Annotated in this window: 20 protein-coding genes and 1 pseudogene; 12 read left to right on the forward strand and 9 right to left on the reverse strand. The window is 59.2% G+C overall.

Annotated elements, in window-relative coordinates; all coding sequences use genetic code 11:
- Positions 1–6 precede the first annotated feature (6 nt).
- The 5 genes from gmd to CXZ05_RS06790 all read right to left on the reverse strand — a co-directional run bounded on the left by gmd (position 7) and on the right by CXZ05_RS06790 (position 6,244).
- Complete coding sequence (gmd, locus tag CXZ05_RS06770; RefSeq protein WP_102971839.1) at positions 7–1,035, reverse strand: GDP-mannose 4,6-dehydratase; 1,029 nt, start codon at positions 1,033–1,035, stop codon at positions 7–9.
- A 37-nt stretch (positions 1,036–1,072) separates the two neighbouring features.
- Positions 1,073–2,302 (reverse strand): glycosyltransferase family 4 protein, encoded by a 1,230-nt coding sequence (locus tag CXZ05_RS06775; protein ID WP_102971840.1) that lies wholly within the window; start codon positions 2,300–2,302, stop codon positions 1,073–1,075.
- 60 nt (positions 2,303–2,362) lie between these two features.
- The gene (locus tag CXZ05_RS22800) at positions 2,363–3,484 is read right to left on the reverse strand and encodes a glycosyltransferase (RefSeq protein ID WP_146033063.1); all 1,122 of its coding nucleotides are present in this window, start codon (positions 3,482–3,484) and stop codon (positions 2,363–2,365) included.
- Between the two features lie 26 nt (positions 3,485–3,510).
- Positions 3,511–4,641 carry a glycosyltransferase gene (locus CXZ05_RS06780; protein WP_102971841.1) on the reverse strand — a complete coding sequence of 377 codons (1,131 nt, stop codon included), beginning with the start codon at positions 4,639–4,641 and terminating at the stop codon, positions 3,511–3,513.
- 595 nt (positions 4,642–5,236) lie between these two features.
- Positions 5,237–6,244 (reverse strand): glycosyltransferase family 4 protein, encoded by a 1,008-nt coding sequence (locus CXZ05_RS06790; RefSeq protein WP_180987307.1) that lies wholly within the window; start codon positions 6,242–6,244, stop codon positions 5,237–5,239.
- Between the two features lie 746 nt (positions 6,245–6,990).
- Here CXZ05_RS06790 and CXZ05_RS06795 point away from each other — a divergent pair.
- The 3 genes and pseudogenes from CXZ05_RS06795 to CXZ05_RS06800 all read left to right on the forward strand — a co-directional run.
- Entirely contained in the window at positions 6,991–8,280 is a 1,290-nt protein-coding gene (locus CXZ05_RS06795; RefSeq protein WP_102971844.1) for a lipopolysaccharide biosynthesis protein, read from the forward strand.
- 296 nt (positions 8,281–8,576) lie between these two features.
- Positions 8,577–9,140, forward strand: a complete 564-nt coding sequence (locus tag CXZ05_RS22805) for a hypothetical protein (RefSeq protein ID WP_146033064.1) — start codon at positions 8,577–8,579, stop codon at positions 9,138–9,140.
- A gap of 192 nt (positions 9,141–9,332) precedes the next feature.
- Positions 9,333–9,488: pseudogene (locus CXZ05_RS06800) on the forward strand (ISL3 family transposase); the annotation flags it as partial.
- Positions 9,489–10,265: 777 nt separating this feature from the next.
- Here CXZ05_RS06800 and CXZ05_RS06805 read toward each other — a convergent pair.
- Both CXZ05_RS06805 and CXZ05_RS06810 read right to left on the reverse strand, forming a co-directional pair.
- A complete protein-coding gene (locus CXZ05_RS06805; RefSeq protein WP_146033065.1) occupies positions 10,266–10,952 on the reverse strand; it encodes an SGNH/GDSL hydrolase family protein in 687 nt (228 codons plus the stop codon).
- A gap of 944 nt (positions 10,953–11,896) precedes the next feature.
- Entirely contained in the window at positions 11,897–13,384 is a 1,488-nt protein-coding gene (locus CXZ05_RS06810; protein WP_102971846.1) for a polysaccharide biosynthesis tyrosine autokinase, read from the reverse strand.
- A 332-nt stretch (positions 13,385–13,716) separates the two neighbouring features.
- On the opposite strand from CXZ05_RS06810, the gene CXZ05_RS06815 reads away from it, so the two are divergent.
- Complete coding sequence (locus tag CXZ05_RS06815) at positions 13,717–14,607, forward strand: glycosyltransferase family 2 protein (RefSeq protein ID WP_102971847.1); 891 nt, start codon at positions 13,717–13,719, stop codon at positions 14,605–14,607.
- A 173-nt stretch (positions 14,608–14,780) separates the two neighbouring features.
- Here CXZ05_RS06815 and CXZ05_RS23255 read toward each other — a convergent pair whose 3' ends face one another.
- Positions 14,781–14,930 (reverse strand): hypothetical protein, encoded by a 150-nt coding sequence (locus CXZ05_RS23255; RefSeq protein ID WP_219726539.1) that lies wholly within the window; start codon positions 14,928–14,930, stop codon positions 14,781–14,783.
- A gap of 347 nt (positions 14,931–15,277) precedes the next feature.
- The gene (locus CXZ05_RS06820) at positions 15,278–15,745 is read right to left on the reverse strand and encodes an Lrp/AsnC family transcriptional regulator (RefSeq protein WP_102971848.1); all 468 of its coding nucleotides are present in this window, start codon (positions 15,743–15,745) and stop codon (positions 15,278–15,280) included.
- Positions 15,746–15,904: 159 nt separating this feature from the next.
- Here CXZ05_RS06820 and pdhA point away from each other — a divergent pair, with 159 nt between their 5' ends.
- The 8 genes from pdhA (at position 15,905) to CXZ05_RS06865 (ending at position 26,584) form a co-directional block, all read left to right on the forward strand.
- On the forward strand, positions 15,905–17,161 hold the full coding sequence (gene pdhA, locus CXZ05_RS06825; protein ID WP_102971849.1) for a pyruvate dehydrogenase (acetyl-transferring) E1 component subunit alpha: 1,257 nt from the start codon (positions 15,905–15,907) through the stop codon (positions 17,159–17,161).
- On the forward strand, positions 17,158–18,270 hold the full coding sequence (locus tag CXZ05_RS06830; protein WP_102971850.1) for an alpha-ketoacid dehydrogenase subunit beta: 1,113 nt from the start codon (positions 17,158–17,160) through the stop codon (positions 18,268–18,270). Before pdhA ends, CXZ05_RS06830 begins: the two co-directional genes overlap by 4 nt.
- A 4-nt stretch (positions 18,271–18,274) precedes the next feature.
- Positions 18,275–19,834, forward strand: coding sequence for a dihydrolipoamide acetyltransferase family protein (locus CXZ05_RS06835; RefSeq protein ID WP_102971851.1), 1,560 nt, complete (start codon positions 18,275–18,277; stop codon positions 19,832–19,834).
- 384 nt (positions 19,835–20,218) lie between these two features.
- Positions 20,219–21,034, forward strand: a complete 816-nt coding sequence (locus CXZ05_RS06840; protein WP_102971852.1) for an MBL fold metallo-hydrolase — start codon at positions 20,219–20,221, stop codon at positions 21,032–21,034.
- 788 nt (positions 21,035–21,822) lie between these two features.
- Complete coding sequence (locus CXZ05_RS23070) at positions 21,823–21,969, forward strand: hypothetical protein (protein WP_180987308.1); 147 nt, start codon at positions 21,823–21,825, stop codon at positions 21,967–21,969.
- 265 nt (positions 21,970–22,234) lie between these two features.
- Entirely contained in the window at positions 22,235–23,476 is a 1,242-nt protein-coding gene (locus CXZ05_RS06855; RefSeq protein WP_258006476.1) for a MinD/ParA family protein, read from the forward strand.
- A gap of 140 nt (positions 23,477–23,616) precedes the next feature.
- Positions 23,617–25,020 (forward strand): O-antigen polymerase, encoded by a 1,404-nt coding sequence (locus CXZ05_RS06860; RefSeq protein ID WP_102971855.1) that lies wholly within the window; start codon positions 23,617–23,619, stop codon positions 25,018–25,020.
- Positions 25,021–25,408: 388 nt separating this feature from the next.
- Positions 25,409–26,584 carry an acyltransferase gene (locus CXZ05_RS06865; protein ID WP_102971856.1) on the forward strand — a complete coding sequence of 392 codons (1,176 nt, stop codon included), beginning with the start codon at positions 25,409–25,411 and terminating at the stop codon, positions 26,582–26,584.
- The last annotated feature ends 81 nt before the right edge of the window (positions 26,585–26,665 follow it).

Here is a 26,665-nt window from a genome sequence, read left to right on the forward strand (position 1 = left end):
CTCCCATCAGTTCTTCCAGCTATCGAGGTGAACGGTGTCAATCCAGTGATTTCCGGCGTGCTTCAGCGCTTCAATATCAGCGTCCACCATGATGCGTGCGAGTTCCGGCGTATGTACGGAGGCCTTCCAGCCAAGTTTTTCCTGAGCCTTCGACGCATCGCCTACGAGGGCGTCAACCTCAGTGGGACGGAGATAGCGCTCGTCGAACCGAACATGGTTCTCCCAGTTCAACCCAGCGTGTTCAAAGGAAATCTGAAGGAAGTCGCGTACCGTGTAGTTACCGCCTGTGGCGAGAACGAAATCATCAGGCTCATCGGCCTGGAGCATGCGCCACATACCTTCAACGTACTCGGCTGCATAACCCCAGTCGCGCACTGCGTCAAGGTTACCCATGTACAACAAATCTTGCTTGCCAGCCTTGATGGCTGCTACCGCGCGAGTGATCTTGCGCGTGACGAAAGTCTCGCCGCGACGAGGGGATTCGTGATTGAAGAGGATTCCGTTGACCGCAAACATCCCGTAGGCCTCGCGGTAGTTCTTCGTGATCCAATAGCTGTATACCTTGGCAGCCCCATAGGGCGACCGCGGATAGAACGGAGTTTCTTCGTTCTGCGGCGGAGGAGTGGCACCGAACATTTCTGAAGACGAAGCCTGGTAAAACTTCGTGTCGATCCCGGACATTCGAACGGCCTCAAGGAGGCGTATCGTGCCGACGCCAGTTGTATCGCCGGTATGTTCTGGTTCGTCGAAGGAAACGCGAACATGGGACTGGGCGGCCAGGTTGTAGACCTCATCGGGTTTGATCTCGGCCAGGAGCGTAACTAGACGTGCGCCGTCGCTTAGGTCGCCATAGTGCAGGAAGAGCTTTGCCTTGGGGTCGTGCGGGTCTACGTACAGGTGGTCGACTCTGGCAGTGTTGAAGGTCGATGCCCGTCGGATAAGACCGTGGACCTCATAGCCCTTTTTCAACAGCAGCTCTGCGAGATACGAGCCGTCCTGTCCGGTGATGCCGGTGATAAGTGCGCGCTTTGTCATAGTGCCCCCATGTGGTGCCAAAGAAGAGTCGCGCAACCTAATGGCCGCGCGACATTGCCAGACTTTTGATGAAATCATCATACTGTGCAAACGCGGCGGTCTCAGACAATGTGTCATGCCGGAAGCGCAGCCCCTGGGCTCCTAGATTCGATGCCATTGCAACGTCTTGCCCGACTTCTTCTGCGGCCTTTAGCAGTCCCGCGGGATCCGCGGCATCCACTCTCAGGCCCCCGCCTGAGGCTAGGAGCTCAGCAGCCGTAACGCTTCCTTGATCCGTTGCAGCGATCACCGGTCGGCCAGCGTTGAAATAAGACGTAAGTTTGCTAGGTACTGCCATGTCTGTTACCCCTGGCCTTTCGTTTACTAGCAGGATGTCCGCTGCGGCCAAGGCACGCTGGAAGTCGTCGCCGGGTAGCGGATCAAGGAACTCGATTCGGCTCATGTCTGCAGCCTTCGAAACCAACGAACCGCGTTGGTTCCCGTTGCCCATCAAAATGAATTTGACGCGGCTCCTACCCTCCTGTGCCAAGCGCGCCGCTTCAATTACATTTTCCAGACCTTGTTTCTTGCCCATGTTGCCCGCGTGGAGGACCACTATGTCCTCGGGAGCCCATCCCAACTTGATGCGGGTTTCGTCACGGCCTGACGAGGGCGAGGCGGGGAGATGCGTCCAGTTGCGAATGACTCGCGTGGCGTTTGGTTGGATTTTAAGGCTGCCGACGATGTACTGCCTGAATCGTTCGTGGATGACTACCACTCCGTCAGCGGAACGCAAGGTGAGCGATTCAATCTTTGCCATAATTCCCCCGATCCTATTGCCACCCGCACCCGTCTGGACCACACCGCGACTATAGATATCTTGAACCCAAATTCCAACGGCAGGGCGACGAAAGGAAAGTTTGACACGCAGGATTGCGAGCGCGGAGGAGAAAAGCGCGGGACTTATAACCAAAACAACGTCAGGATTGCCCCACGACGTGAACATGAGACGTAGTCCAAAGCTCAATTCCATGTGCATTCTACGTATTGCGCTGGGCACGCGCGGTACGAAATGTCGGAGGCGGTTCACGTTTACTCCGTTTATCACTTCATGGCTTTTCCATCCCACGTATCCGCTCTTCAGTTGCCACTCGGGATAGTGGGGATAGCCAGTGAAAACTTGGACGTCGTGGCCGGCCGCAGTAAGACCCTGCGCCAAGCTGGTTGTGTAGGGCGCGTTGCCCGTCGGCTCGGGCGCGTAGTTGATGCCGAGTATTGCAATCTTCAACTTTGGTGGATCCCATCTGGAGATTTGTGCTGAATAAGCAAGTGCCGCTTCAAGATGGCACTATTTCTCATCGAACATTCTCAGCACACCTGTACTGAAGTTTGCCACCATGTCATCGATGGTCGGATATTTCCAACTCTGGCAACTTTGATCAGGAGTTGTCATGCTTTTATGCCGCATGAATCCATGGACTAATGTGGCAAATGATTCAACATCGTTCTCAGAGGTGAAGCGGGAGACTCCTTCAACAAGGTACTCAGATTCAGCCGAGTGATAACGCCAATTTGTGGTCAGGATTGGAATTTTGAGCACCAAGGCGTCCACAGCGATCAGGCCTATGCGTCCGGGCATGATCAAGGCTGACGCAGATCGGCCGATAAGTGCTTGATCGGCCGGTCCGGCATACCCCAGCCGAATCGTTTGACCTCTTGAGACCGAGGCGTCCAGCAGATTGGACTGTGCACCGCTTCCGCCCACCACGAGTCGGATGTCCGGGTCTGTGGTCCACAACTGGTCCAATGTCGCCGCTAAAAATGATATGCGCTTGCTTTCGTCGAGGCCCCCAATGAACCCGAGCGTGCGGCCTCTCCTGAGTCCGTGACGAGACATGAAATTGGAAACCTCGGCCTCCCTCAGGCTTTCTCGAGCCCAAGCCAGACTTCGCGTGTCAACTGTGTTCATAACAGTAGTCAGTCGTTTTGGAGAAACACCAGCCGTAGCTGCGTAGGCGCTTCCACCGGACGAGTAAGCGAATACGTGATCTGCTTGTCGGAGCTGCCACCGCTCCAGCATCGCGTCAACAGGATTGCTATCTGAGACATACGACTTTATGTGCCCCCACAATCCAACGCGGAAATTCCGATGCCATCTGGCATCGACGATCGCTCGGTAAGTATCAAATGACGAACCTAGATGGCCTACAATGACGCCGTCTGCCCCCGCCCACGACTCTGCCGCGCCGCCGAGGGTAACCGTGCGATGTCCGAGGTGAAGCAGTCGGTGACGGATCGGAATGAGCCAGTCTGCGCTCGCTGCATCCATTCGATTTGCCTGATGCCCGGATGGCATCGCCGCAGCGATTCGGCATCGTATATTTGAATGTTCCAACTCGCCGATGAGGCGAGAAAAGAAACTGAGTCTGTACTTTGGAACGTAAGGCTGGACGATTACCAGGTTGCGCATTCCAGGCATACTACCCCCCCCCAATTTCAAGCACGCCGTGCAATTGCTGCATAGGTACGTTCGAGTTGCGTGCATACTACTTCCATGCTGAATTTTTCAGCGGCTAAGACTTTCGCTCGCTGCCCAGCCATTTTGCGAAATTCTGCGTCTGCAATAAGCTGCTCGACAGCCAGAGTGAGAGTCTTTAAACTTGAGTCAACGACAATTCCAGCTTTCGATTCACCGATATCTGCAGCCAAGCCGCAGCTGTCAGTTACAACGACGGGCTTTCCCAATGAAAGCGCCTCGAGTACAGACATAGGAAAGGGTTCATCAACGGATGGCAATACGTAGACGTTTGACCTAGCTATTCTGGAGGACGTGTCCTCAGGGCGTAGAGAGCCTTCCCATTTAAGTGCATCGCCCATCGCTGCTTCCTTTATTGCCGCCGAAACGGCAGTTCCTTCGCCCTCGTCGGGACCGACTATTGAAAAACGAACATGAGGGTACCTGCGATGAAGTGCTTTTGCTACGGAGACAAACATCCGTGGGCGCTTGCGTGCGTGGAGGCGTGCCAAGAAAAGAACCTCAAGTGAGCCGTTATCAGCTGAACTGGGGCTGAGCGCTGCTGGCGGAACTCCATTTCGTAGCTCCTGAAGGTTTGAAAGAGTGGGCGCTAGTTCGGACAAGCCGCGTCGTTCCTCGGGAGTCAAAAAAAAGATACTGTTAGCATTCGAGAGCGCAGGCTTGGTCCAAAGCGCGTCGACCGTGCCAGCCATGGGATGGCTCGATGGTGTGATCATTCCGTGCGTCTGTAGCACGTATGGGACATTTTGGCGGCGGATTTTCGAGGCGGCCGGCAACGTAATCAGGTCACGGCCTAGATGGATGTGGGCAACGTCTGCGGAGGACGTAGCCTTATTTAGCCATTCCTGAAGGCCTGGGGCCACCAGGCCTGAAAACCCACTCTTAGGGACTGGTTTGAAGGCCTTAAAGAGTGTTACTGGAACACCGTCATATTCTTTCGGTAGTCGCCGTCCAAATCCTTGGGCACCAGCGGCCAGAATCACGTCGTGGCCCGCGTCAAGTAGAGCGCGCGTCTGATTTACAGCAACTCGTATGGGGCCACCATAGGCGCCGCTGGGCGAAATAAGTGTGGCAATCTGAATGATTCTCATTGTTCTGCTTCTACTATCTTCACCTGAGCTCGCGGTGCCAGAACCATTGCATGGTCAGGTACATCCTGGACGACAAGAGCTGTTGCGCCAACGACTGAACTTCGTCCCACCTTGACGCCGCGGAGGACGGTCGCTCTCGCGGCAATCCAAGCACCTTCCGACACGTGGATGGGGCCATTGTCGAACTCAAAGGCCGGGTTCGCTGCCTGGTGACTTCCAGTACACAGCATCGCCGCCTGGGAGATGCAGACGTTCGATTCGATTGTGATGGGTTCTAGGTTCAGGAGCCAAACGTCCACACCTATCCAAACGTCGTCTCCGACATCCAACTTCCATGGCCAATGTATTCGGACACCATTCCGTATTAACACTCGCTTACCGATCCGGGCCCCGAAGATCCGCAAGATTGCTGTACGTAAGCGGGGAGGACACCAGATCCTCTCTACCAAAAAGGCGGACGTCGCGATCCAGAGCGCCTGTGTCAGGAGTGGCCTGCCCTTGTCGTAGCCAACTCCTGTAAATTTTGATAAATGGCGATCAGTTGTCATGTTCTGAGAGCGTCCTTCCCCCCGGTATTCGACCTTCATTGTCCGCCCTATCGAACGCTTGCGGCGAAAGCCGCTTCAAAGACCTCAGCAAAACGCTCTGGCGTGTGTTGCAAGATCTCTGGTTTCTCGATTCTACCTGCCCAGTCCGCTCGAGAATTTCGTAGCTGCTCTGGGAGGTCGACCAGACTACTTTTTGCTACATAGACTCCCCTCATACCCACGACGGAGGGCAGGACGCCACAATTGTCGGTGACGACAACATGCATACCAGCTGCGAGAGCCTCGTTGACCACGAGCCCCCAAACTTCCTGTTGTGAAGCTAGAATGAGCGTTTGGTGGCGGGCCATTATCTTGGGAATCTCCCTGTTCTCCACTTGCCCGATGAACGAGATTGATGCGCCTCTGCGGTCCGCCATGATGAGTTCCTCTCGCATGGCTCCCGTACCAACGATTGTCAGTTCGTCACTGGTTGTGGCTATCTCTGCGTATGCCTTGACGATGGCGTCGACGCGTTTACGCTCGATCAATTGTCCGACGTACAAGTATCGGTGGTGGGTGTCGGCAGCCCCAGAGTCTTCCATGCGGGCGAGGGACGCACTGTGGAACTCATTTACGTCCACGGCATTGAATCCTTGCATTATCCGGCTCGGGTCAACACCCATTCCAAGCACCGCCTCGGCTGCAGCCCGTCCGGGTACGACAACGACGTTCATGGAACGAAAGAAGCTCTTGCGCAGCCAGGCGATGAATCCCGAGGCGTAGGTCATCGTGCTGGACGGGCTCTCGTAGAACCCCACGCGTCCTTTTCGAAGGACGACGGCTGCAGCGAGCAGACTCCAATAGGCGGGTGATTCCCATCCCCCGAATAGCACGACATCGAAATTTCGAATGGTCCCAATTGAGGTGATGCTCGCCAGCGCGTAGTAGCGCGATTCGCCGCGCCGGAATTTCCAGGTTGGAAGTTCTTGGAACGCGACCTTTTGGTCGTCGTGGTGCAGCCAATCAGATCCACGATTGGCATCAGAATCCTGCTGGAGGCGCGCATTCGATTCCAAGAGTCCGATTGTTAGTTCGTGGCGCTTCGCGAGATGACGCCAGACTGGGAGGCGATAAGGGGCGGCAAGGTTGGTTACCCAGAAAATCGAAGGCGCGTGCATGCCGCCTTGCGCTGACCGCCTTTGCCGCGATGAACGGCTGAGCCCTCTCAGGAAACTAATCGTCCTGAGCTGTTTAAAACCGTGATCCAGTGGAACTGCGGGACGAGTTCCAGGGCGCTCTGAGGGGTTGATCAAGTCATTGCACTTTCGGGTCATTAGTTGGTACTCGGCAGGCTCGCGGCTGATGCGCCGCATGTTGTTCAAGATGTTGACTTGCAATCTACACGAATTTGTGCGCCCGACTTCACCAGTTGCCGGCTCGAGACCCACCGGTAGCAGCATGGAAATCCCTGGCAGCGAAGGACCGGAGTCGGCAGAAGGGTCATGTCATGGCTGCTGCAACACCGTCAGAAGTATGACGCCGAAATGCGACCACGTGGGTGAAGCAGCAAAGCTGGCCAACAGGCAGAGCAAGCGGCTATTGGGTTGTATGCCGTGTAGTCTTTACTGGCGGACGTCCTTGACTTCTAGCCGCCAGTTGGCTCGGGCCGCAGACCGGCCCCTGATCGTGGGTGTCTCAATCCTGATGGACGCGGGCGGAGTCGGCGCTCGTGCCTTGTCGACTTCGTCTCTGAGTCGCTGAACGGGCCGAATCGCTCCAAAATGAAATAACAGTGAAGATCGGCCCCTTGTTTTGAATTTGGATGGATATGCTGGCTCGCGTTTATAAAAAGTTCTCTTCTGTAGGGATCATCTCGGGTGTATGGACGGTGACTGCATCACTCGGGTCTAAAGTCCAGACTTTGGCACTGCTGGCCATCATTACGCGGCTTCATGGTCTTCCCGGAGCAGGGCTGACCATTTCGATTGTCTCAGCGGGATTGTTGGTTGCCACCCTTGTAGACATGGGTCTTTCGACTCAGGTCCTCAGGCTGGCGGCCCAGGGTTCCATGGCCAAGAAGACATCCGTGTTGAGCCCGGTAGTACTCCGACTCGCCGTGTTGATCCCACTTGGCGTAGGTGGAGCGCTTGCGGTGCTCAGCGCAACGGGATCGTTAGGTGACTTTGGCTTGTGGTCAGCGTCGATAGTCATCTATTCGGTCGGCTACTACGCTGCCTTGGTCATGACTCAGCTTGCTTACGGCGCGGGAAGATTTAAATCGACAGCCGCCCTCAACGGCGCTTTACGCGCCGGATCCGTCCTTGGAATGATGATTCTTGCGAATATAGGTGCCGGACCGTTCTGGTTTGTTTTCTTCTTGGGGACCGTTGAGTTGGTGATCGCGGCTGTTCAGTATTTCCTTGTTTTCCTTCCCATCTCTGATCTTGGGGATGCCAGTCATTTGCTAAGGCCGAGACACACATGGAAGTACGGGCTTGGTGGGATAGCCAATACGATGATGAACCGCAGTGATACGGTTGCGGTTTCCCTTGTTACAACAGCCGCGGCCCTTGGAACGTACGGACTTGCCAGCCAAGTAGAGAACGCACTGACTACAGGTGCACTCATTCCGGCTGGTGCCTTGGTGGCATTTACGGCGAGAGCATCTTCCGACTCGGAGCGGCGCTCAATTGGGTCTTGGACATCCATGGCAGTTTTCTGCTCCTACGGTGTGTTGGCCATCCCCGCACTAATGTTCACGCGAGACTTAATCAGGCTGGGCTTTGGCGCGGAGATCGCCGACGTCATGCCATTTCAAATCTGCATCGTGGCGGGTTTATTCTCGTGCTTAGGCGGGGTGGCGATGCAGCAGCTTACCGGGCAGGGAAGTCAGAGCGCAGTTGCAATCATTTGGACAGGCTGCGCCATCTTCGCGGTTTCCCTTCTGATGATTGGTGGTTGGCTTTGGGGTGCTTTGGGCGCGGCGATTGCTGCCCTGCTGCGCGATATCGCGTTCTTCTCCGCATCTTGGCTGGTCCTCCGCTTTTCGGCCAAGAAAAACGTAAAGAAGGCGGCGCTTCAATTGGGACGTAAAAGGATTACAACTCTGTGAATAATAAGACTCTCATATTCCCAATGCTCGGCCGAGCAGGACTAGGAAACGAACTCTTTCCAGTACTCCGCGCCTTTGACATCGCACGAATTGAGGATGCCGAGATGCTCCCACCTCGGTGGATGCAGATACGTATAGGCCCTTGGCTCCGCCGGGAACTGGATTCAAGGCAATACTGGAAGATCTTCTCTCCATCACCCGTCCGAAAGCGGCTCTACGCACTAGGCGTCGAGCTTTGCGTCGCAGCGTCGGAGCGCGTTCCTTTTGCAAGGCGGCTAATTGAGGACGTCCAAGTGGTGAAAGGAATGGACGGATATTTTAGTCCACTCGAGCAGCCAGGCAAGTATTATCAAACGTACATACGTTCGCTTTGTCGTCCGGACCAACTGTCGCCCGCGATCGAAGCTCCGTATATTAGCTTCCATATCCGCTTGGGCGACTTCGCACGTTCATCACCGGAGGCGAAGCAAGTTTCTGCAAATAACACGGCGACTCCACTTTCCTGGTACACCGATCAAGCCGTCAAACTGCATGCGCGGTACCCTGCGATTCCAATTTTCGTCTCGTCTGATGGAACAGATGAGGAATTGGAACCATTGCTTCGGTTGCCAAAAGTTCGTCGGACCGCCGCCAAGAACGCATTGGATGAAATTTTCATCATCGCTGGCGCGTGTGGGGTCGTGGGTAGCCGTTCGACTTTTTCCGCATGGGGAGCGTTCCTCGGAGCTGTGCCAATGTTTGTAATGAACGGCGGGAATGCGTATATGCCTCACTCAATGGTTTGGGAAGATGATCGTCCCGAATCTTTCTCCAGCTGGCTAGCCGCGGCGGAAGAGGGCATTTCAGCGGAACACCGGTAGAAGGTGCGTGTCCTGCCGCGTCGATTAATATCACGCCCTGTGAAGGTTACCTGTGCACGGCAGGTTAAACCGGCTCTTCACTATTGAGGGTGTAGTCGCTGGTGGATGGTGGCTGGCGCGTCGGTCCCGGGGTAAGTGTCGAGGTCTTCAGAGGATGGAGATTCCTATGCCGCCCATCTGGAAGACCTCGACGTGCCTGACGCTACCTTCGGCGGCCCTGACCTGACCACGTTCTGCCGCCTGGATAAGCTCGGCCTGGTCGTGGTCGGCCAGCGTCTGGAGCCCGATCGCGCGGTCCTGGCGTGCCGGGTCCTGGAGGCCGATGACGGCACCGAGGGCTGGCCTCGTACGAGGGGGCATAAAGCAGGTAGCCCTTAACGCACGGGCAGCAACCGGAACCGCGGGCGCTGACGCGGCAGCAGCAGCATCCGAAGGTGCCGCCAGTATTGTAGCAGACGCCGCAGCCGGCACAGGTGACCGCGACCGCCGGGTCGACCGCAGCCGCCAACAGCGCGGCCCTCGTCAGCGCCCCGCAGACACCGCGATTGCCGCAGCAGTGACCGGGAACGGCGCCACAAAAACGGCACTAATGCCTGTGGCCGGCTAGGCATTTTGCCCAAGCGCAGCCGCTCCTAGGCAAGCTGACGCGAAGTACGACTGGATGACGAACTACGTCCGGGAGCCGTTCACGCGCAACCCGCGGACAACCTACCCACTATCGCGTACTCCACTCCCGATGCCACGGCACTGTCCAGCCCGGTCACGTACAAGCCCGCCATCCTCGGCAGCGGATCACAATCCCGCAACTGGGACGAGTGTCCTACCCCGAACTTCCGGTTTGGCTCCGGCTCCTACTATTCCGGCAACGGCGGCTCAACACGACGTCGCCCTATATGGGGAACTGAAGTCAGGTGGCACGGCGCAGGCCGCAGCTTGGCCGATCGTCATATCGTTCGTGACTAGCTCCGCCACCATCGAAATGGCGTGTTACACGGCGGTCAGCACCCAAAGCCGACGGAAACCGCGACTTCTACCTCGTGGCAGACGGACCACACCCCACGATTTTAGAGAACAAGGGACTCGTGGAACACATCTCCCCGGCATCAACACCCGCCATGTAGGGTCTTAGCGGAGCGCGGCGATAACGCGAAGCGCTATCGCCTTGTGGCCCGCGTCGTTGACAAGACCGCCGTCTTTAAGGACCATGCTGTCAACAATGATGTCCGGCTTGATGAGGCTGACATACTGGGCCTGTACCGATGCGGCGGCGTCCTGGACGAGCTTGTCGAAAGTTTCCACATCGGGGTTCACGCCCCAAGGCGTGGACGGGCCAACAGCAATGATCTTCGCCTTAGGCAACTTGGCTCGGATGCTAGCGAAGGTGTTCTCGATGGATTTGACGACCGCCCCGCGGCTTTCGTTGAATGCCGTGAAGTCATTCTGACCCCCGGCAATGAAAACAATATCCGGCGACTCGGCCACGGCGGCAGGGATCATTCCCTCATAGTTGGTGCAGTGCTCCAGCCCACAACCCGCCATGCCCGCGGTAGCGAGATAACCAGTACCGCCGCGCCCCAGGTTCACGAAGCGCCAGTCCATGGCCGCCGCGACACGGTTGACCCAGCGGTTAGCAGGCGCAGACGCACCAGTGCCCTGCGTGTACGAATCACCAAGAAAGACAGCCTCTAGGCGCTCATCAGAGGCCAATGGCTGCAAGTCCTTGTGGTTCTCGTAGTACTCGGCTACCCGGTCAGAGACGGGGGGCGGCTCTTGAACGCAGCCGGTCGTGACGGCAAGGGCGGCGGCCGCCATGGCAGCCGTGATGATACGACGCAAACAGTCCCCCAAGAGCAAGAAGTGAATGCCCTAATTATAGGGCTCCTAAAGACCGGCTTTGTCCCCTAATTGAATGGACAGGAAGTGTCGCCCCCGCGATGTGAGCATGAGGTTCGGGTCCAGTGGGGATCCAGTTGGAGTTGGCTGGAGCGTCCGTGAAGGTTCGCGGGCGCCTCACAGGGCTTCTGCTGGCGGGGCAGGTGTGGTGGTTGTCGTTCAGGCCCGTGCCCAGGTTCCGTTATTCTCGTAGAGCCCGAGGTTCAGCAGTTCGCGCAGGTTCAGGCCCGCGATCCGCAGTTGCAGCCAGGAGTCTCAAGCAGTGTCCGGTTTGTCGGTAGGAGTGTGGTCATACCCGGTAGCGCAGGCGGCCATCAACTCCTGCCCGCCGGAGATTTCGTGGCCGAAGCGCTGGACCACGGCGATCGATTACATGATGGTGTCTAGCCTTGCGATCGCGTCGTTCAGGAGTATTGAATCCACTGCCCGCCGATTGGACTTCAGGATCTCGGTGTAGGCGATGACTTCCGCGATCGCTTCCATGGTCCGATGCGGGTTCCCGGAGGCGGTTCAGACAACGGCGCCAATACGTCAGCGTGCTCGGGTGGAATGCGTATTGGTCAGCCCGTATCCGCACGCGGGCTTCCACCCCAGGTCAAACCTTAACGCCTCCTCGGTTTCGAAATCAGAGAGCCTGCAAAGCCTGCCGCACAAGCACGGAATCGATCACCGGAGCCAGAACCGAAGGTCGGGCCCACCGCGACGGGACCAGGTCCCATTATGGAATCCAGAAACAACCGCCCCCTGTACCACCAGCCCCACCGGTCGAGCCGACCGTCGCGGCCATTATTTCAGCGGTGTCCTAGAGGTGGACTCAATCTATCCAGCAGCGTCCCGTGGGCTCGACATAAACATATTAGACATTAAGAACGACCAGCCCGTCGCGAGGGAAACACTCCGGCGGGTCGGTCGCCGCTGTCTGTGGTGGCCCCTGCAAATTCTCCCGCTGATTCGCCTCGCGGCGGCCGCTTTCGTGTTGTTGCTTGGGCTGCACCATGTTTCTCACTCGACGAGTAGTAACTGTATGAGTAGGCGTCAGGCCCCTTAGCCGGCAAGCGGTTCATCACGATTCCGAGTACGTTTGCCCCGACCATTTGGAGGGAATTGAAGGACTTTTCCAAGTCTTGATGCCGGAGTTTTCGTGATCCCACGACCATCACCACTCCGCCGACGTGCTGGGATAGAACCGCTGCATCAGTCACCGGAAGCAGCGGAGGTGCATCGATGATAATCGCATCAAATGCGTGCTCGAGACGATCAATTAGACGTTTCATTTCCTCCGAGCCAAGTAGCTCGGATGGATTTGGCGGAATCTGTCCGGATGTTAGTACGAACAGATTTTCGTCGCCCCAGGGTTGAAGTAGATCATTTACATCAGAAATACCCACTAGTGCCGTCGTCAGCCCAGCGTTGCGGTCCAATCCCAGATAGTCGCCAACGGCTGGCCGACGAAGATCGGCGTCAATGAGGCACACCGTCTGCCCTGCCTGGGACAGGGCAATAGCAAGGTTTACGGCGGTTGTACTTTTACCCTCCCCGGGTAGCGACGATGTGATGAGCACGGTCTTCGCGTGGCCTGCAACATTGGCAAACTGAAGATTGGTGCGCAGCTGGCGAAAGGACTCAGCTCTCGGGCTTTGCGGCTTCGCTTGACTGAGCAACGGCTCCTTGACCGCGTCTTGATCAAATGAGATACCGCCCAAGAGCGGGGAGTCGGTTACTTTTCGGAGATCAACCTCCCCCCTAATACGGTTGTCCAACGTGGTTCGGAGTATCGCTGCGGCGACGCCAAGCGCCAGCCCCAGGACGGCGCCTAGGAGGAGATTCAGCCGCGTGTTGGGGGAAGAGGGCGATGCCGCTGCCTCTGCCGGCGCTACCACGGAAAGACTCACGGGTGAGGAACCGCCTGTTTTTGGCTTCTCCAAGTTGTCAATCGCTTTGATGAGGCTACTGGCCGTCGCCTGCGCGATGGCTGCAGCTTGAACCGGAGAAGCATCCGCTACTGAGATGTTGATCAATACGGTGTTTGCATCGCTTGTGGCCCTTATTCGGGCTGCGAGCTCGTCCGCTTCAACGGCCAAACCCAAGCTGTCGATAACGGGTTGGAGAACGATTGGAGTCGTCACCGTCTTCACGTAGGACTGTACCCGTGCCTGGCTGAAAGTGTTGCCCTGTTGAAGTTCTGACACACTTCCAGAACTTTGAATGGCTACAAAAAGCTGCGTGTCTGACGTATACGTCGGCTTGACTGCTATCGACACTAGGCCGCCAACCAAAAGCCCAATGAGCGAAACGGAGATGACGACAAGCCAGTGGCGTCTTAGAATCCGCAGATAGTCGCGTAGGTCCAAACCGGAGCCCCCCTGAATCGGCTACTGGGACCTGCCGCGAGGCGTGGCACCAGAACGGCAATATTCGTGCTGTCCAGAGAATTATACCGTCTGGGCAAGGACCTGGCTTTCCGAGCAACGGTTGGCGCCCGGAGGGATCCATTCGTTAGCCGCCCTTGTTGCCCGTTCGCGGTAACACGCGGCCGGGACCTCATAAAGGTCCTGAAGACAGCTTATTGCCGCTCACTCGCTCTCGAAGCGTGCGTTCGCGGCACATCTGACGGGCCTATGTCAACTCCTCGACAGAACTAGTTCCGCATGCTGATGACGGATACTAGGAGCACAGCAGATATTTGGGAGCAACCATATTGAAAACCGCCGTTATCGTCGCCACCGTCAACCGCCAAGACCACCTTGCGCGGTTGATTCGCGATTTGAGCCAACAGACAGTTCGTCCCGATGTTGTGCTAGTTTCCGCGCCTGAAGCCAAAGACCTTTGCGCGGGAATCGAGGGATACGTCGGCTGGGTGGTGACCATTATTGGTCGACGAGGCGCCAGTGCGCAAAGGAATGCCGCCTTGGATCATGTCCCGTCGGACACGGACTTTGTTTTCTTCTTCGACGATGATATGACATTGCGGAATGACTACATAGAAAATGCCATTTCCGCCTTCGCGGTGAGCGGGGAGATTGTTGGTCTCACGGGCAATGTGCTGCTCGATGGTGCCGGATCTGGTAGGCCTGTGAGTTTTCCTGAGGCGGATGAAGCCTTCGTTCTGAGCTTTGAAAGCCCCAGCGAAATCTCGACTAAAGTAGCCAAGCTGTATGGATGCAATTTTGCTGTCCGCCTAAATGCTGCGACGGACCTCCGATTCGATGAACGACTTCCGCTTTACTCCTGGCTTGAAGATCTCGACTTCTCTAAGCGCCTGGCACAACGGGGCGCTCTTGTACGCGAGTTCACATGCTTTGGCGTTCACCATGGATCGCCATCTGGCGGCCGAACACAGCATTTGCGTTTCGGCTACTCCCAGATCACGAATCCCGTATATTTGTGGAGAAAAGGGTCAATCAAGTCGGCGAACGCGGCAGTCTTGATTTTCAGGCCGCTGCTTGCGAATCTTCGAGGAGCCCTAAGTGGAGATTCTAAGGGAGCACGCCGAGCGCGACTTAAGGGAAACGCAATGAGCGTGGCTGACCTTGTCAGGGGGCGACTCACGCCAGAGAGAATCACTACTTTTTAGAGTGTCCACGGCGAGCAAGCGTTTTAGAGGCGTTCGCAAGTCCAAAGTCCGCACTGACGGTGCTTTTTCGGCTTTTGGACAAGGGTAGTATTTTCCTGCCCGAGGCAGATCTCCTCAATTGCCAGTCAGTTTTGCCCGACCGGCGACGGGGTATATGTCTGTCTCCTGCGCTGCTAGTGCGCATGCTGGCTCTCCTGCTCGGCCACACGCAGCAGCAGGCCGGTCTCGGTTGTCGTGACCGAGTTGATGGATGCCCTCGACACCGAGCAGGGCTTCCGGCAGTGTTCGCCAGCGCCCGGCCAGGAGCAGGAGTTATTCCACATCAGGGGTTTCTGATTGTTTGCTTTGCTGGGTCGCTACGAATCCAAAATTCGGCCATGCCCTCTTTTCAGCACCACGATGCCGCAGCGGCCGTTCAGGTAGCAGGTTCCAGGGATGTCTCCTTGGCTGTCGCCATCTTGTCCCATGTGACGTTGGCTGGTGTGGTGCCGCGAGAATCCAACGAATGGCATTACTCCTCATGGATCTTCGCTGCGAAGTTGTATTTCACTGTTTAGGCGGTCAAGAACGACAGGAAGAGGGCTTTGTTCAAACAGGCAGCAGCTAACTTGATCCTGTTTCGCGGCGACTCGCCTTCATCCAAACTGTAACTTGTCTCACCTAAACTTCATCACCGGGTATCCACATCCTCAAACACCAGGAACGTCTGCGTATCCAGCACCCCGGGCATGGACTGCAGCTGATCGAAGATCACCCGCCGCAGATGTACGTTGTCCATGGCCCGCACCAGCAGTATGACGTCAAAGTCCCCGCCCACTAAGGCGATGTGATGCACCTCGGGAATGGCCCGAAGCTGTTCCCGGAGTTCCCGCCACGAGTGCTGCTGAACCTTAAGCGTCACGTATGCGGAGGACTTCAGGCCGGCCTTTATCGGATCTACCAGGGCCGTGAACTTCGTCAGCACACCCTGGCCAGTGAGCCGCGCTATCCGCGTGTAGGCGTGTGCCCGGGAAATGTGGACGTTCTCGGCCACCTGCGTCACAGACATCCGGCCATCCCTTGTCAGCTCGGCAATGATGTTGCGGTCCACATCGTCCATAGGCACCGCTGACGGCTCCTCCTCGTATGGTTCGGCCATTCGTCTACAACTCCCACCCGTTACACGGCTCACAATTGCGATTTGTCTTTCAGAATAGGGGAGATGAACGTACCTCTCCACGATTTGTGGCGGCACTAGATACGAAACATCGCCCGGGCCGATACTGAAAGTGAAGAGTGGCTACAGAAGGACGGACCAATGACGATCTCCGCAGACCACACTGCCCCCAAGACGACGCAGGCTGAACCCGTACCTGAGCAATCCGGGGATACATATCTGGCAGGCGCAGCGGCCGAGGCAGTGCGCAAGTTCGGCATCACCGCCGAGGACTATATGCTGCCGGCCCGCCACCAGATTCAGATGGTGGATCAGGACGGCAACCTAAAGCATCACTCCGAACAGGGCGCGGAACCCGGCCATGAGTACCCGCTGCCCGGCGACGATGAACTCCTCGCGGCCTACGAGCAGCTCGTAGTAGGACGGCGGGTCAATGACCAGAACTCGGCACTGGTCCGACAGGGGCGCATGGCCGTCTATCCCTCCAGTCACGGGCAAGAGGCGTGCCAGGTAGCCTCTGCACTCTGCCTGGCCGAGGGCGACTGGATGTTCCCCACGTACCGCGATGCTGTCGCCGTCATGGCGCGCGGGGTGGACCCGATCGAGGTCATGACCATCTTCCGGGGTGACTGGCACGGCGGCTACGACCCGCTGAAACACAAGGTCGGCATTCAGTGCACCCCTCTCACCACCCAGCTGCTCCACGCCGTCGGCGTCGCCCATGCCGCCAAGCTCCGCGGCGAGGACACCGTGGTCCTGGCCATGTGCGGTGACGGCGCCACGAGCGAAGGCGACTTCCATGAGGCGCTGAACTTCGCCGCCGTCTTCCACCTCCCGGTGATCTTCTTCGTGCAGAACAACCAGTACGCCATCTCGGTGCCTCTGGCCCACCAGTCCGTCGCTCCCTCGCTTGCGCACAAGGCAGTGGGCTACGGCATGGCCGGCGAACGGGTAGACGGCAACGACGTCGTCGCGCTCCTCGCCGTCCTGGACCGCGCGGTCAAGCTCGCGCGCGAAGGCTCCGGCCCGCTCCTGGTGGAGGCGCACACCTACCGCATGCAGGCCCACACGAACGCCGACGATGCCACCCGCTACCGGCAGGACAGCGAAGTGGCCCAGTGGCTGGCCCGGGATCCTCTGAGTCGGATGCGTACCTACCTCTTCGGTAGGGGGCTGCTGGATGACGACGGCGAAGCCCGGATCGCGGAGAAGGCGGAAGCGGTTGCCACGCAACTCCGCAACGGACTCGGCGAGGATGTTCCGGTAGACCCCCAGGACCTGTTCAAGTACGTCTTCTCCACACCGACGCCCCAGCTCAAAGAACAGTCAGCGTTGCTCGCCGACGAGCTTGCCCGCGACGCCGCTGGCACTTCAACCCCTACGGAGGCCCCCGAATGAGCCCCACCATCACGACGTCGTCAGAGGCGAATGGCAACATCAGTTCCGCCACGGCCCGGGCAGCCGCCTCGGCCGGGGCCACTGCGGAGGCGGCAAGGCCGCAGCCGGTCACCATGGCAAAGGCCCTGAACGCCGCCATGGCCGATGCCATGCGTGCGGATGAGTCTGTCCTGGTCTTCGGAGAGGACGTCGGCATGCTTGGCGGCGTCTTCCGCATCACTGACGGGCTTATGAAGAGCTTCGGCGAACAGCGCTGCTTCGACACGCCCCTGGCGGAATCCGGCATCGTCGGAATGGCCGTGGGCATGGCCATCAACGGCATGCGACCGGTCATCGAGATGCAGTTCGACGCCTTCGCCTACCCTGCCTTCGAGCAGATCGTCAGCCACGTGGCCAAGATGCACAACCGCACCAAGGGTCGAGTGAAGCTGCCCCTGGTCATCCGCGTTCCTTATGCCGGTGGCATCGGGGGAGTGGAACACCACTGTGACTCCTCCGAGTCCTACTACGCACATACCGCCGGGCTGAAGGTCTACACGCCGGCCACCGTGGCCGATGCGTACACCATGCTCCGCGAGGCCATCGATTCGGACGACCCCGTGATGTTCATGGAGCCCAAGAAGCTCTACTGGGCCAAGGACCTGGTGGATTTGGAGCGTCTTCATGAGGACTATGAAGCAAAGGCCGATCGTGGGACGTCCACCGAGGGTCGCGCCGCCGTCGCCCGCTCCGGCACCGACGCGACCCTGATCGCCTACGGTCCCTCCGTTCCTACTGCGCTGGCGGCCGCCGCCGCGGCAGCCGAGGAAGGCCGCTCCCTGGAGGTCATCGACATCCGAACCATCGTGCCGTTCGACGACGAGACCGTCTCCGCCTCTGTCCGGAAGACCGGCCGTGCCGTGGTGATCGCCGAGGCGCACGGGTTCGCGTCCGTGTCCTCGGAGATCGTGGCCCGCGTTCAGGAGCGCTGCTTCCACTACCTTGCCGCGCCCATCCGCCGGGTCACAGGCTTCGACGTCCCCTACCCGGCACCGAAGCTCGAGCACTACTATCTGCCCGGTGTGGACCGCATCCTCGACGCCGTTGACGACCTCCAGTGGGAAGACTGATCAAATGACGGAAACTAAGGTATTCCTCCTGCCCGACCTCGGCGAAGGCCTCACTGAAGCAGAACTCGTGAACTGGCTTGTGGCAGTGGGCGACGAAATTCACGTGGACCAACCGATCGCCGAAGTGGAAACCGCCAAGTCTGTTGTTGAAGTCCCGTCCCCGTACGCCGGTACAGTCGCCGAACTGCATGGTGCGCCGGGCCAAACTATGGACGTCGGCAAACCCCTGATCTCGGTGGCCGCGTCGGAATCGCCGGTCGAGCCTGTCGAAACCACCGAGCCGCCAGTCGAAACGCATGCCCCGCTGGTTGAGCCTGTCGAAACCGAGCATGTGGAAACCAAAGAATCCGCGGCCGCAGAAACCTACCGCACCGAAGAAAAAGCAGGCTCCGGCAATGTCCTCATCGGTTATGGAACCCCCGGCGGCACTGCAACCGTCCGCCGAACGCGCCCCCGGCGCGCGCAGTCATTGGTTGAGCATGGTGAAGCCCGCACGCCGCTGGTAGAGCCTGTCGGAACTCAAAGCGCTCACGCCAAGCTCACCACAGCCGCCGACGACGCTCTGCTCTCGCGCACCCGGGTCCCGGGCAAACTGGGTGCTGTCATCTCACCGCTCGTTCGCCGGATGGCCAGGGAACACGGCGTCGATCTCGGGCACGTGCACGGCTCGGGGGACAGCGGACTGATCATGCGCCGCGACGTTGAAGCGGTTATCACAAAGCCGGCCAAGGCTGAGCCGATCGAAACCGAACGCCAGCCGTTGGTGGTGCCCGTCGAAACCCAGCCTGTCGAAAGGCGCGTCTCAACGAATTCGACCAGCGGCGCGGTCGATTCCCGAACTGGCCTCGCCATCACCGGCCGCACTCCCGTCCGTGGTGTCCGCAAAGCCGTCGCGGCCAACATGGCCCGTAGCCGCTCCGAGATTCCTGAGGCCACAGTGTGGGTTGACGTGGACGCCACCGCGCTGGTGGACCTACGCGTCGGACTCAAGAAGGCCGAGCCGCACAACACACCTGGCCTGCTGGCTTTCATCGCCCGTTTTGTCACCGCAGGCTTGAAGAAGTATCCAGTGCTGAATACGCGGTTCGTCAGCGGCGAGGACACGTCAGGCGGGGAGTCCCAGGAGATCGTGGGGTTCGACGGGATCAACCTCGGATTCGCAGCGCAAACGGATCGAGGATTGGTGGTGCCGTCGATCCGAAACGCGGACAGGCTCAGTGCTAAGCAACTAGACGCAGAGATTAAGCGGCTAACCGCCATCGCTCGCGAGGGTAAGGCAACACCGACGGAACTGGGCAGCGGCACTTTCACCCTGAACAACTACGGCGTGTTCGGCATCGACGGTTCCGCGGCGATCATCAATTACCCGGAGGTGGCGATTCTGGGCATCGGTCGGATCATAGACAAGCCTTGGGTGGCCGACGGTGAACTCGTCGTCCGCAAAGTCACGGAGCTGACCCTGACCTTTGATCACCGTGTCTGTGATGGTGGAACAGCTGCCGGGTTCCTTCGCTTCGTGGCCGACGCAATCGAATCCCCAACTTCTTTGCTGGCCGACTTGTAGGACGGAAATCGCCCGTACCCCTTCTCGGACCTTCGCCGTCGCGTATCGGTTGCGGCGGCGAAGGTCAACGCATCCTATGGCGTCGTATCCGAATGATCACTGCAGCGGACAGAGGCCAGTAGGCGGCCGCCGTCGTCGCTATACGACGTGACGTGGTTGGTGATCGCGTTGCAAATGTCACAGTAGTGCCTGTGTTGTTTAGTCCCCATGTGCAGATCATACCCAGCAGGGCATTTCCATTGAGTAAATTCAGGCCTGGGGCCGGTGATCGCCGCCTGGAGCGGCAAACCAAGTCCCTGATGGCAAACCAAGTCCCCGATATTGCCAGATGGGTAGAATCGAGGCCTGAAGACCGCAGATGCTTCCCAGGTGTACGGAGAACGAATGTCACGATGGCTCGATGTCGGCACTGACAACTATGTGCTGGCGACTGAAGGTTCAAAGCTCAATACCGGCCTGATCCTGGGGACCGAGCGGGCCATGGTCATCGACACCGGTTGCGGGCCCCGTCAAGGAAAGGAAATCCTGGACGCCGTCCGGGAGAAGACCCCGCTGCCCCTCGTCGTCGTGAACACCCACGCCCACTACGACCACTTCTTCGGAAATGCGGTCTTCGCGGAGGCCGGTGTCGAGGAGTTCTGGGCGCACGAGAACTGTGCCGAGGAGATCGGCGAAAACGGCGACGCGCAGCGCAGCGAGGTCACCGGGATCGAGCCTGAGATGGCCGCCGGCGAGGGCGAGAATGTAGAGATCGTGGTCCCAAACGCCATTGTCCGGGACCAGCCGGTGCTCGTGGACCTCGGCGGGCAGATTGTCACCCTCTTCTACCTGGGCCGTGGGCACACCGATGGCGATCTCCTCGTGGGAACCACCACCACCCTGTTCGCCGGCGACCTCGTGGAGCAGGGCTCGCACCCGTCTTTTGAAGACGCTTATCCGGAGGAGTGGGCCGACGCCCTGCGGCACCTCTCCGCGCTCCGGCACCGCTACGAGTTCCTGGTGCCCGGCCACGGCGAACCGTGCAGTGACCGGTTCGTGAAGACCATGGCGGACACCATGACCACGGCGGTACGGCAGGCCCGGCAGTCCATCCGCGACACCCCCGCAGACGCCACCAAGGCCATCCCCGTGCTGCCGTACGGGCCGGAGCAGTCACGGTGGTTCATCAAGCGGCTGCAGGAGACCCGAGCGCAGCACTGAGCCGAGTACTGCCTGCCGTCCGGGTACCGCATGCCCGGAAACACAGGTAGTGACTACGCTATCGGCAGGCCGCAGACGTCCATAGTTTTGGGTCATGAAGACCGGAATCAGCGCAGCTATCCGCCGTTTCATCGAGCAGAACATCGTTGGCGATGACCCGCTCCCCGAACGCTCCTGGCTTGACCAGCAGGATATGCCCCTTGTGCAGAAGCCCGCTGTGGAGGCGGTGGCAGGGCGGCCGGTGGAGCCGCTCCCGCCGCTTCCTGGCCGTCACGCCGAGCATGGCCGGCGCCCTCAGCGACTGCGCCAAAGGTTGCGCGGCCATAACGCAGCCAGTCATCGCGGGGACGGCGGCTAGGCCTGTTTCCGCTTGGAAGCCGGTACATCTTGATCGAACCTTGAGGTTCGCTTGCGCTTTCCTTGAGTTTCCGCCCGTAGCGTCTCCGCTATGGAATCTCGTGGGGGAGGCCGGTACGGTCGGGACTCGCGGCGGGATGTTCGCCGCCGTCAGCTTCGCGTGATGTCCTACGTTGGGCTAGCGGCTCTGGCAGGGGCGACTGTGGTGGTAGTGATGCTGGCCCTCCGCCGATAGGGAAAAGCACGAAACGCAGCAATAGTTGAATAGTGGCTGCAGTAAATGGGCGTGTCCGGTTGGACAGCGCCCTAGACTGCTAAGTAGGCTGACGAGCGATCCAAAAAAATGGGGGTCCATTCCCAGCCCCTTTGGCGCGCCGGAGCATAGTCGTTCTGGTGTGCCGAAGGTGCTGCCGCTTACGGAGGTCTCAACCGTGGCTGTCACCGATTTTGTTCTCGCGCTGTCCGGCCTGCTGGGCAGCCTGCTGGTCCCGTTCGCCGGGCTCTACTGGATGCTCCGGCTCAAGCGAAGGGCCGTTGCGCCGGCGGCAGCCGTGCCGGTTCCGGCGCGGGTGAAGTAGCCGTGCCCTACGTAGACATCAACCCGCATCGCAGCCGGCCCAAATGGTGGGGTTACGTGGGGCTGAGTATCCTGCTGGTGATCACTGCTGCCGTTGTCGCGGCTGCCCTCACCCAAGGATGAATCCGGCTTGCTCTGGCCCGCCAGGGGCGGGCGACCACGGATGGTGACCGACAGGTCCTCGTTGGGCACCTAGAATGGTTGCTTGAACCAAGCCAATCGACCACCGCAGCGGGACGCCGCTGCGAGTCCCGGGGGACTGAACCATGCCTGAACCAGCGGATAACCGATTAGCCGAGGCCGATACCGACGAGGCGCAGCCCGAGCTCCGCCGCCGCTTCCGCCGCCGAAACGACGACGGCTCCGACGCCTGGACAGGAACCTTCCCCGCCGTGACACCTGAACCCACAGCACCGCCGCTTCCCGTCCGTAGCTCGTCTTGGGCGGAGGCGGCGGCCGTTGCCGACGCGCTGTCTGATGCGCCCCCTGCCGCGGCCACACCCCCGGCGCCGGTCCGCCAGCCGGCGGGAGCGCCGCCGTCGCGCGTTCCCGAAAGCCTCCCGGAACCTGAGGTGCCGGCGGCGGACGCGACCGCATTGCCGACGTCGTTCGTCCGCGAGCAGAAGCCTCGTCCCAAGAAGGGCTTCCGCGGCTTCCTGTACCGGGCCACCGGGGGCGCCTGGAACATGGGCCCGAGCGCGCTGGAGCGCGAGGAGGATGAGCTGGCCCGCCGGATCTCGCGCCAGCTGCAGGGCAGCTTCAACACCGCCGTGCTCAGCCTCAAGGGCGGCATCGGCAAGACTTCCACCACTGTGGGGGTCGGCCTGACGCTGGCTGAGTTCCGCGGCGACCCGCCGTGCGCCATCGACGCGAACCCCGACTCCGGTGACCTTGTGGAGCGCGCCCTCGGCGAGGGCATCTACCAGAAGGCGACCCCTCGTACCATCACGGACCTGCTCAAGAACATCGAGTCGGTCAGTTCGCTCACTGAGCTGTCACGGTACATGCACCACTCCGGCCGGCTGCATCTTATCGCCGGCGAGCAGGACCCCGAAGTGTCCGATTCGCTCACGGCGGAGGAATATCTGCGCATCCGCAAGCTCATCTCCAGCTACTACTCAGTGGCGCTGACCGACTGCGGCACCGGCGTGACGCACAACGCGATGAGCGGCATCCTGCAGTCGGCGGACAACCTGATCATCGCCGCCGGCTACGCGGTGAGTGGCGCCAAGCGCGCCCGCAGTACCCTGCAGTGGCTGGCCGGTCACGGCTACGAGGAGCTCGCCCGCAACGCGATCGTGGTCATCACGGACAAGGACGAGGTGTCCTCCCGCGTGGACAAGGACGCCATCGAGGAGCACCTTGCCGGCATGTGCCGTGAGCTGATCGCCGTGCCACACGACAGGGGAGTGGCCGACGGTGACTTGGTGACCCTCGACCATCTGAAGCCGGAGACGCGCCGGGCGTACAAGGAGATCGCTGCGGCCATTGTTGACGGGTACCGGTAGGGCCGATTTATCGGTTGCCCTAACACGACCATGCTGACTCCTCTCGGCAGGGTCACCGGCTGAGTCAGCGTATGGGCGGGCACTCATCGTCTTACGTGCCCGGTAGAATCCTTTGATATGGCATATTGGGGGACTGGCGGATGATCAACTCACTGGGCACTATCCGACCGCAAACAACGCTCTTGGACCTGATCGCGCCCGTACTCATAGTTCTGACGGGCTTTCTGACGCCGATCCTGATCTCATCCAGTATCGACACTTGGTCAACGTGGGTCGTGATCGTTCTTATCGTTGCGATGTATGCCGGGTGCAGGTTAAGTCTTTTGGCAGTCAATGGGCGCGGTAGAACTGTTCAACTGTTCTTCTGGATCTATATCTACTTCTTTGCCGGTCTTGCCCCGCTCGCGCAGATTGGCGAGGACACATGGCCTTGGCCGTCCGATGTCAGTGAATCTGCTGGTAGTACGGCCGCTATGGTCCTCGTCGTCACGCTCGCCGGGTACGAGGCTGGAAGGTTTGTTCAGTCTCGAAGGCCGGTGCCGGAGTCCGTGAGGGCGCCGCGGGAGCTGTCTTCTAGGCGCATGGCATTAGTCATCCCGGTTGCTGTGGCACTTTGCCTCGCCCAGGTCTTACGGATCGGGCCGGAGACACTGCTGAGCAGCCGTGAGTCAATTGGTACCCTCATCGCGGCGACGGGTGGCGCTGACGCCCGAGCAAGTGCGGGGCTTTCGTCTGCTGCCTTGATCAGTGCCTCATTTGTTCCCGCCTATCTGATGATTACGGCCAAGCGTAACCGGATCATCAAGGGCTGGGGCCTCACCTCCCTCGTGGTGATATGCCTCGCCCTTTTTGCCTCGAACCCGGCGGCGTCAGCCCGGTACGTGACGATAAGCGTCTGGGTAGGGTTGCTGCTTGCTATGCTGTGGCCGCTCACTCGCCGGACGTTTTTCACTCTGGCACTGGGCGTCGTGCTGGGACTGCTGGTGCTCTTCCCGGCTCTAAATGTCTTCCGGCGGGAAGGAGCCCGGTCCACGGCTTCGGATTCCCTTACGGGCACGCTGGTGCAGGGAGACTACGACTCTTTCCAACAGATCGCGAACACTGTGGACTACGTCACTGTTCATGGCCATACCTGGGGACACCAGGTTCTTTCGGCGCTCCTATTCTGGGTCCCGCGGTCTTTCTGGTCTGACAAAGGTTTCGATACCGGGCAGATCGTAGCGCAGGACAAAGGATATGACTTCACGAACCTGTCTGCTCCACTGCCGGCTGAGATGTACATCGACGGTGGATTCGTATTGGTCGCCACGTTCTTCGTCTTTTACGGAGCTGTCACTGTCTGGGCGGAAAGGCAAGCTCAACTGCCGCTCAGGGAACGTGGCTTCATGGGCCTGCTTGTGCCGGTGTTCTCGGTTTACCAGGTCATCATGCTGCGCGGTTCGCTACTTCAGTCGATGGGGCAGATCATGGTAGTTGCCCTGATCTTGTGGCTCTGTACTAAACGGAGCATGCGTGACGAGGAACCTACCGAGCCAGCGCTGTAGCGGATTCCTTAGCCCAACATGTTGAGCCGAAGCCTGGGTTCCACAGCATCCCCAGCCCATAGTGTCCACGAAGGCCGCCCCCAGGAACTAGGCTGACGCATCGGGGATGATTCGACATGGGAAAGATGATCGCCGCCCGTCGTGCCGAGGAGACGCGGAAATTCCGCGTTACCCTAGTCGCTCGTGGACGAAACGTGGGAGGCGGGCCGTGCAAAGGCGAACCGGGTTCGGGCAACAGAAATTTGGGCTCCAAGGTTGTCCAAGAATTCTGAGTTCGAGTCGCACCATGGGGGATCCGGACCTTGATCCTATCCAGCAGGAACAGGCCGGCATGCGCCGACACAGAGGGACACAAAAGATGCTCCTCTGGGGCAGATAGAATGTCGGCATGGGGGTTAAATCTGAGAACGCCGCGCTGAACGTCGTCCGCACTGTTTCCGCACTTTTGGTGGTGATTGGGCACGCCCGTGGTTGGCTATTCGTGCCTCTCGAACAAGTTGACGGATCAGTCGCCCTCAAGGCCTTGTACGCTATGACGAGCATCGGGCACGGAGCCGTTTTGGTGTTCTTTGTTTTGAGTGGTTATTTTGTCGGGGGCAGTGTTATCAAGGCTTCTCGGGGAGGGTACTTCTCTTGGAAGGCGTACGGCATCACGCGACTCGTCCGCCTCTGGATCGTGCTCGCTCCAGCGCTAATTCTGACCCTTGTGCTGGATTTCTTGGGTCGAACATTCTTTGCCGGCTCTAGTCGCTTTGGGCCGGCGAGTGATGCAACACTTCACACAGCCCCCCTGACTGCTGTGGGGAACTTACTCTTTCTCCAACCCACCTATGTGCCAACGCTGGGCACCAACGGGGCACTCTGGTCACTGACGTTTGAATTCGCCTATTACTTGCTCTTCCCGATCATCGTTCTAGGCGTCGTACGAGGGGCTGGATGGCCGCGTTACGCCTCGGCAGCCTTGGCGCTGATGCTGTGCGTCTTCTTCGGAGTCAACGTCATCATCCTGTTTTCCGCTTGGCTGCTTGGAGCACTGCTTGCGGCGCAACAGCACCACGTTGTCAGCATCGTGGCTGCTTGGCGTCCCTCAGTCCGCGTCTCGGCTCGTTTTGTAGCGGTTGGCATGCTGTTGGCGGCAATGCTTGCCGACAAGATCAGTGGAGGCAGCCCAGACTACGCGCCGCCGGCAACGTTTGTCGTTGCGTTGATGGGCGCGATCGTAGTTGGACTGCTCCTGCCTGACCCGAAGCCTGGCAGCGTTGTAGGCAGGCTCACGGTCAGCTCGCTAGGTGGGCTCGCACCCTCTTCCTACTCGCTTTATGCCATGCATCTGCCCCTGCTGACTCTACTTGCGGTGGTCCTGAGCCGCGATGGTGTGACTGGGTCGTGGGGCCCTTCTCCACTGAACTGGTGCCTGTTGGCTGTCGTTGTCGCCGTGTTGGTTTTGGCCGGGTGGGCATTCGCGCAGGCCACCGAACGGCACACCAAGAAGCTGACCCGATGGATACTAGCTCTGACTGCTGTTCAAGGGGGCGAAACGCGTCCGAGTGAAGTTCACAGCTAAGGGTAGTTGGTCATCGCAAGCTGACTCGGGAAAGGGATGAACGTTTCGCGCACCCGGTGGATTCACTGACAGGACTGCGGT

Origin of the sequence: Arthrobacter sp. AFG20 (genome assembly GCF_002892795.1) — a bacterium.
Classification (GTDB): domain Bacteria; phylum Actinomycetota; class Actinomycetes; order Actinomycetales; family Micrococcaceae; genus Arthrobacter.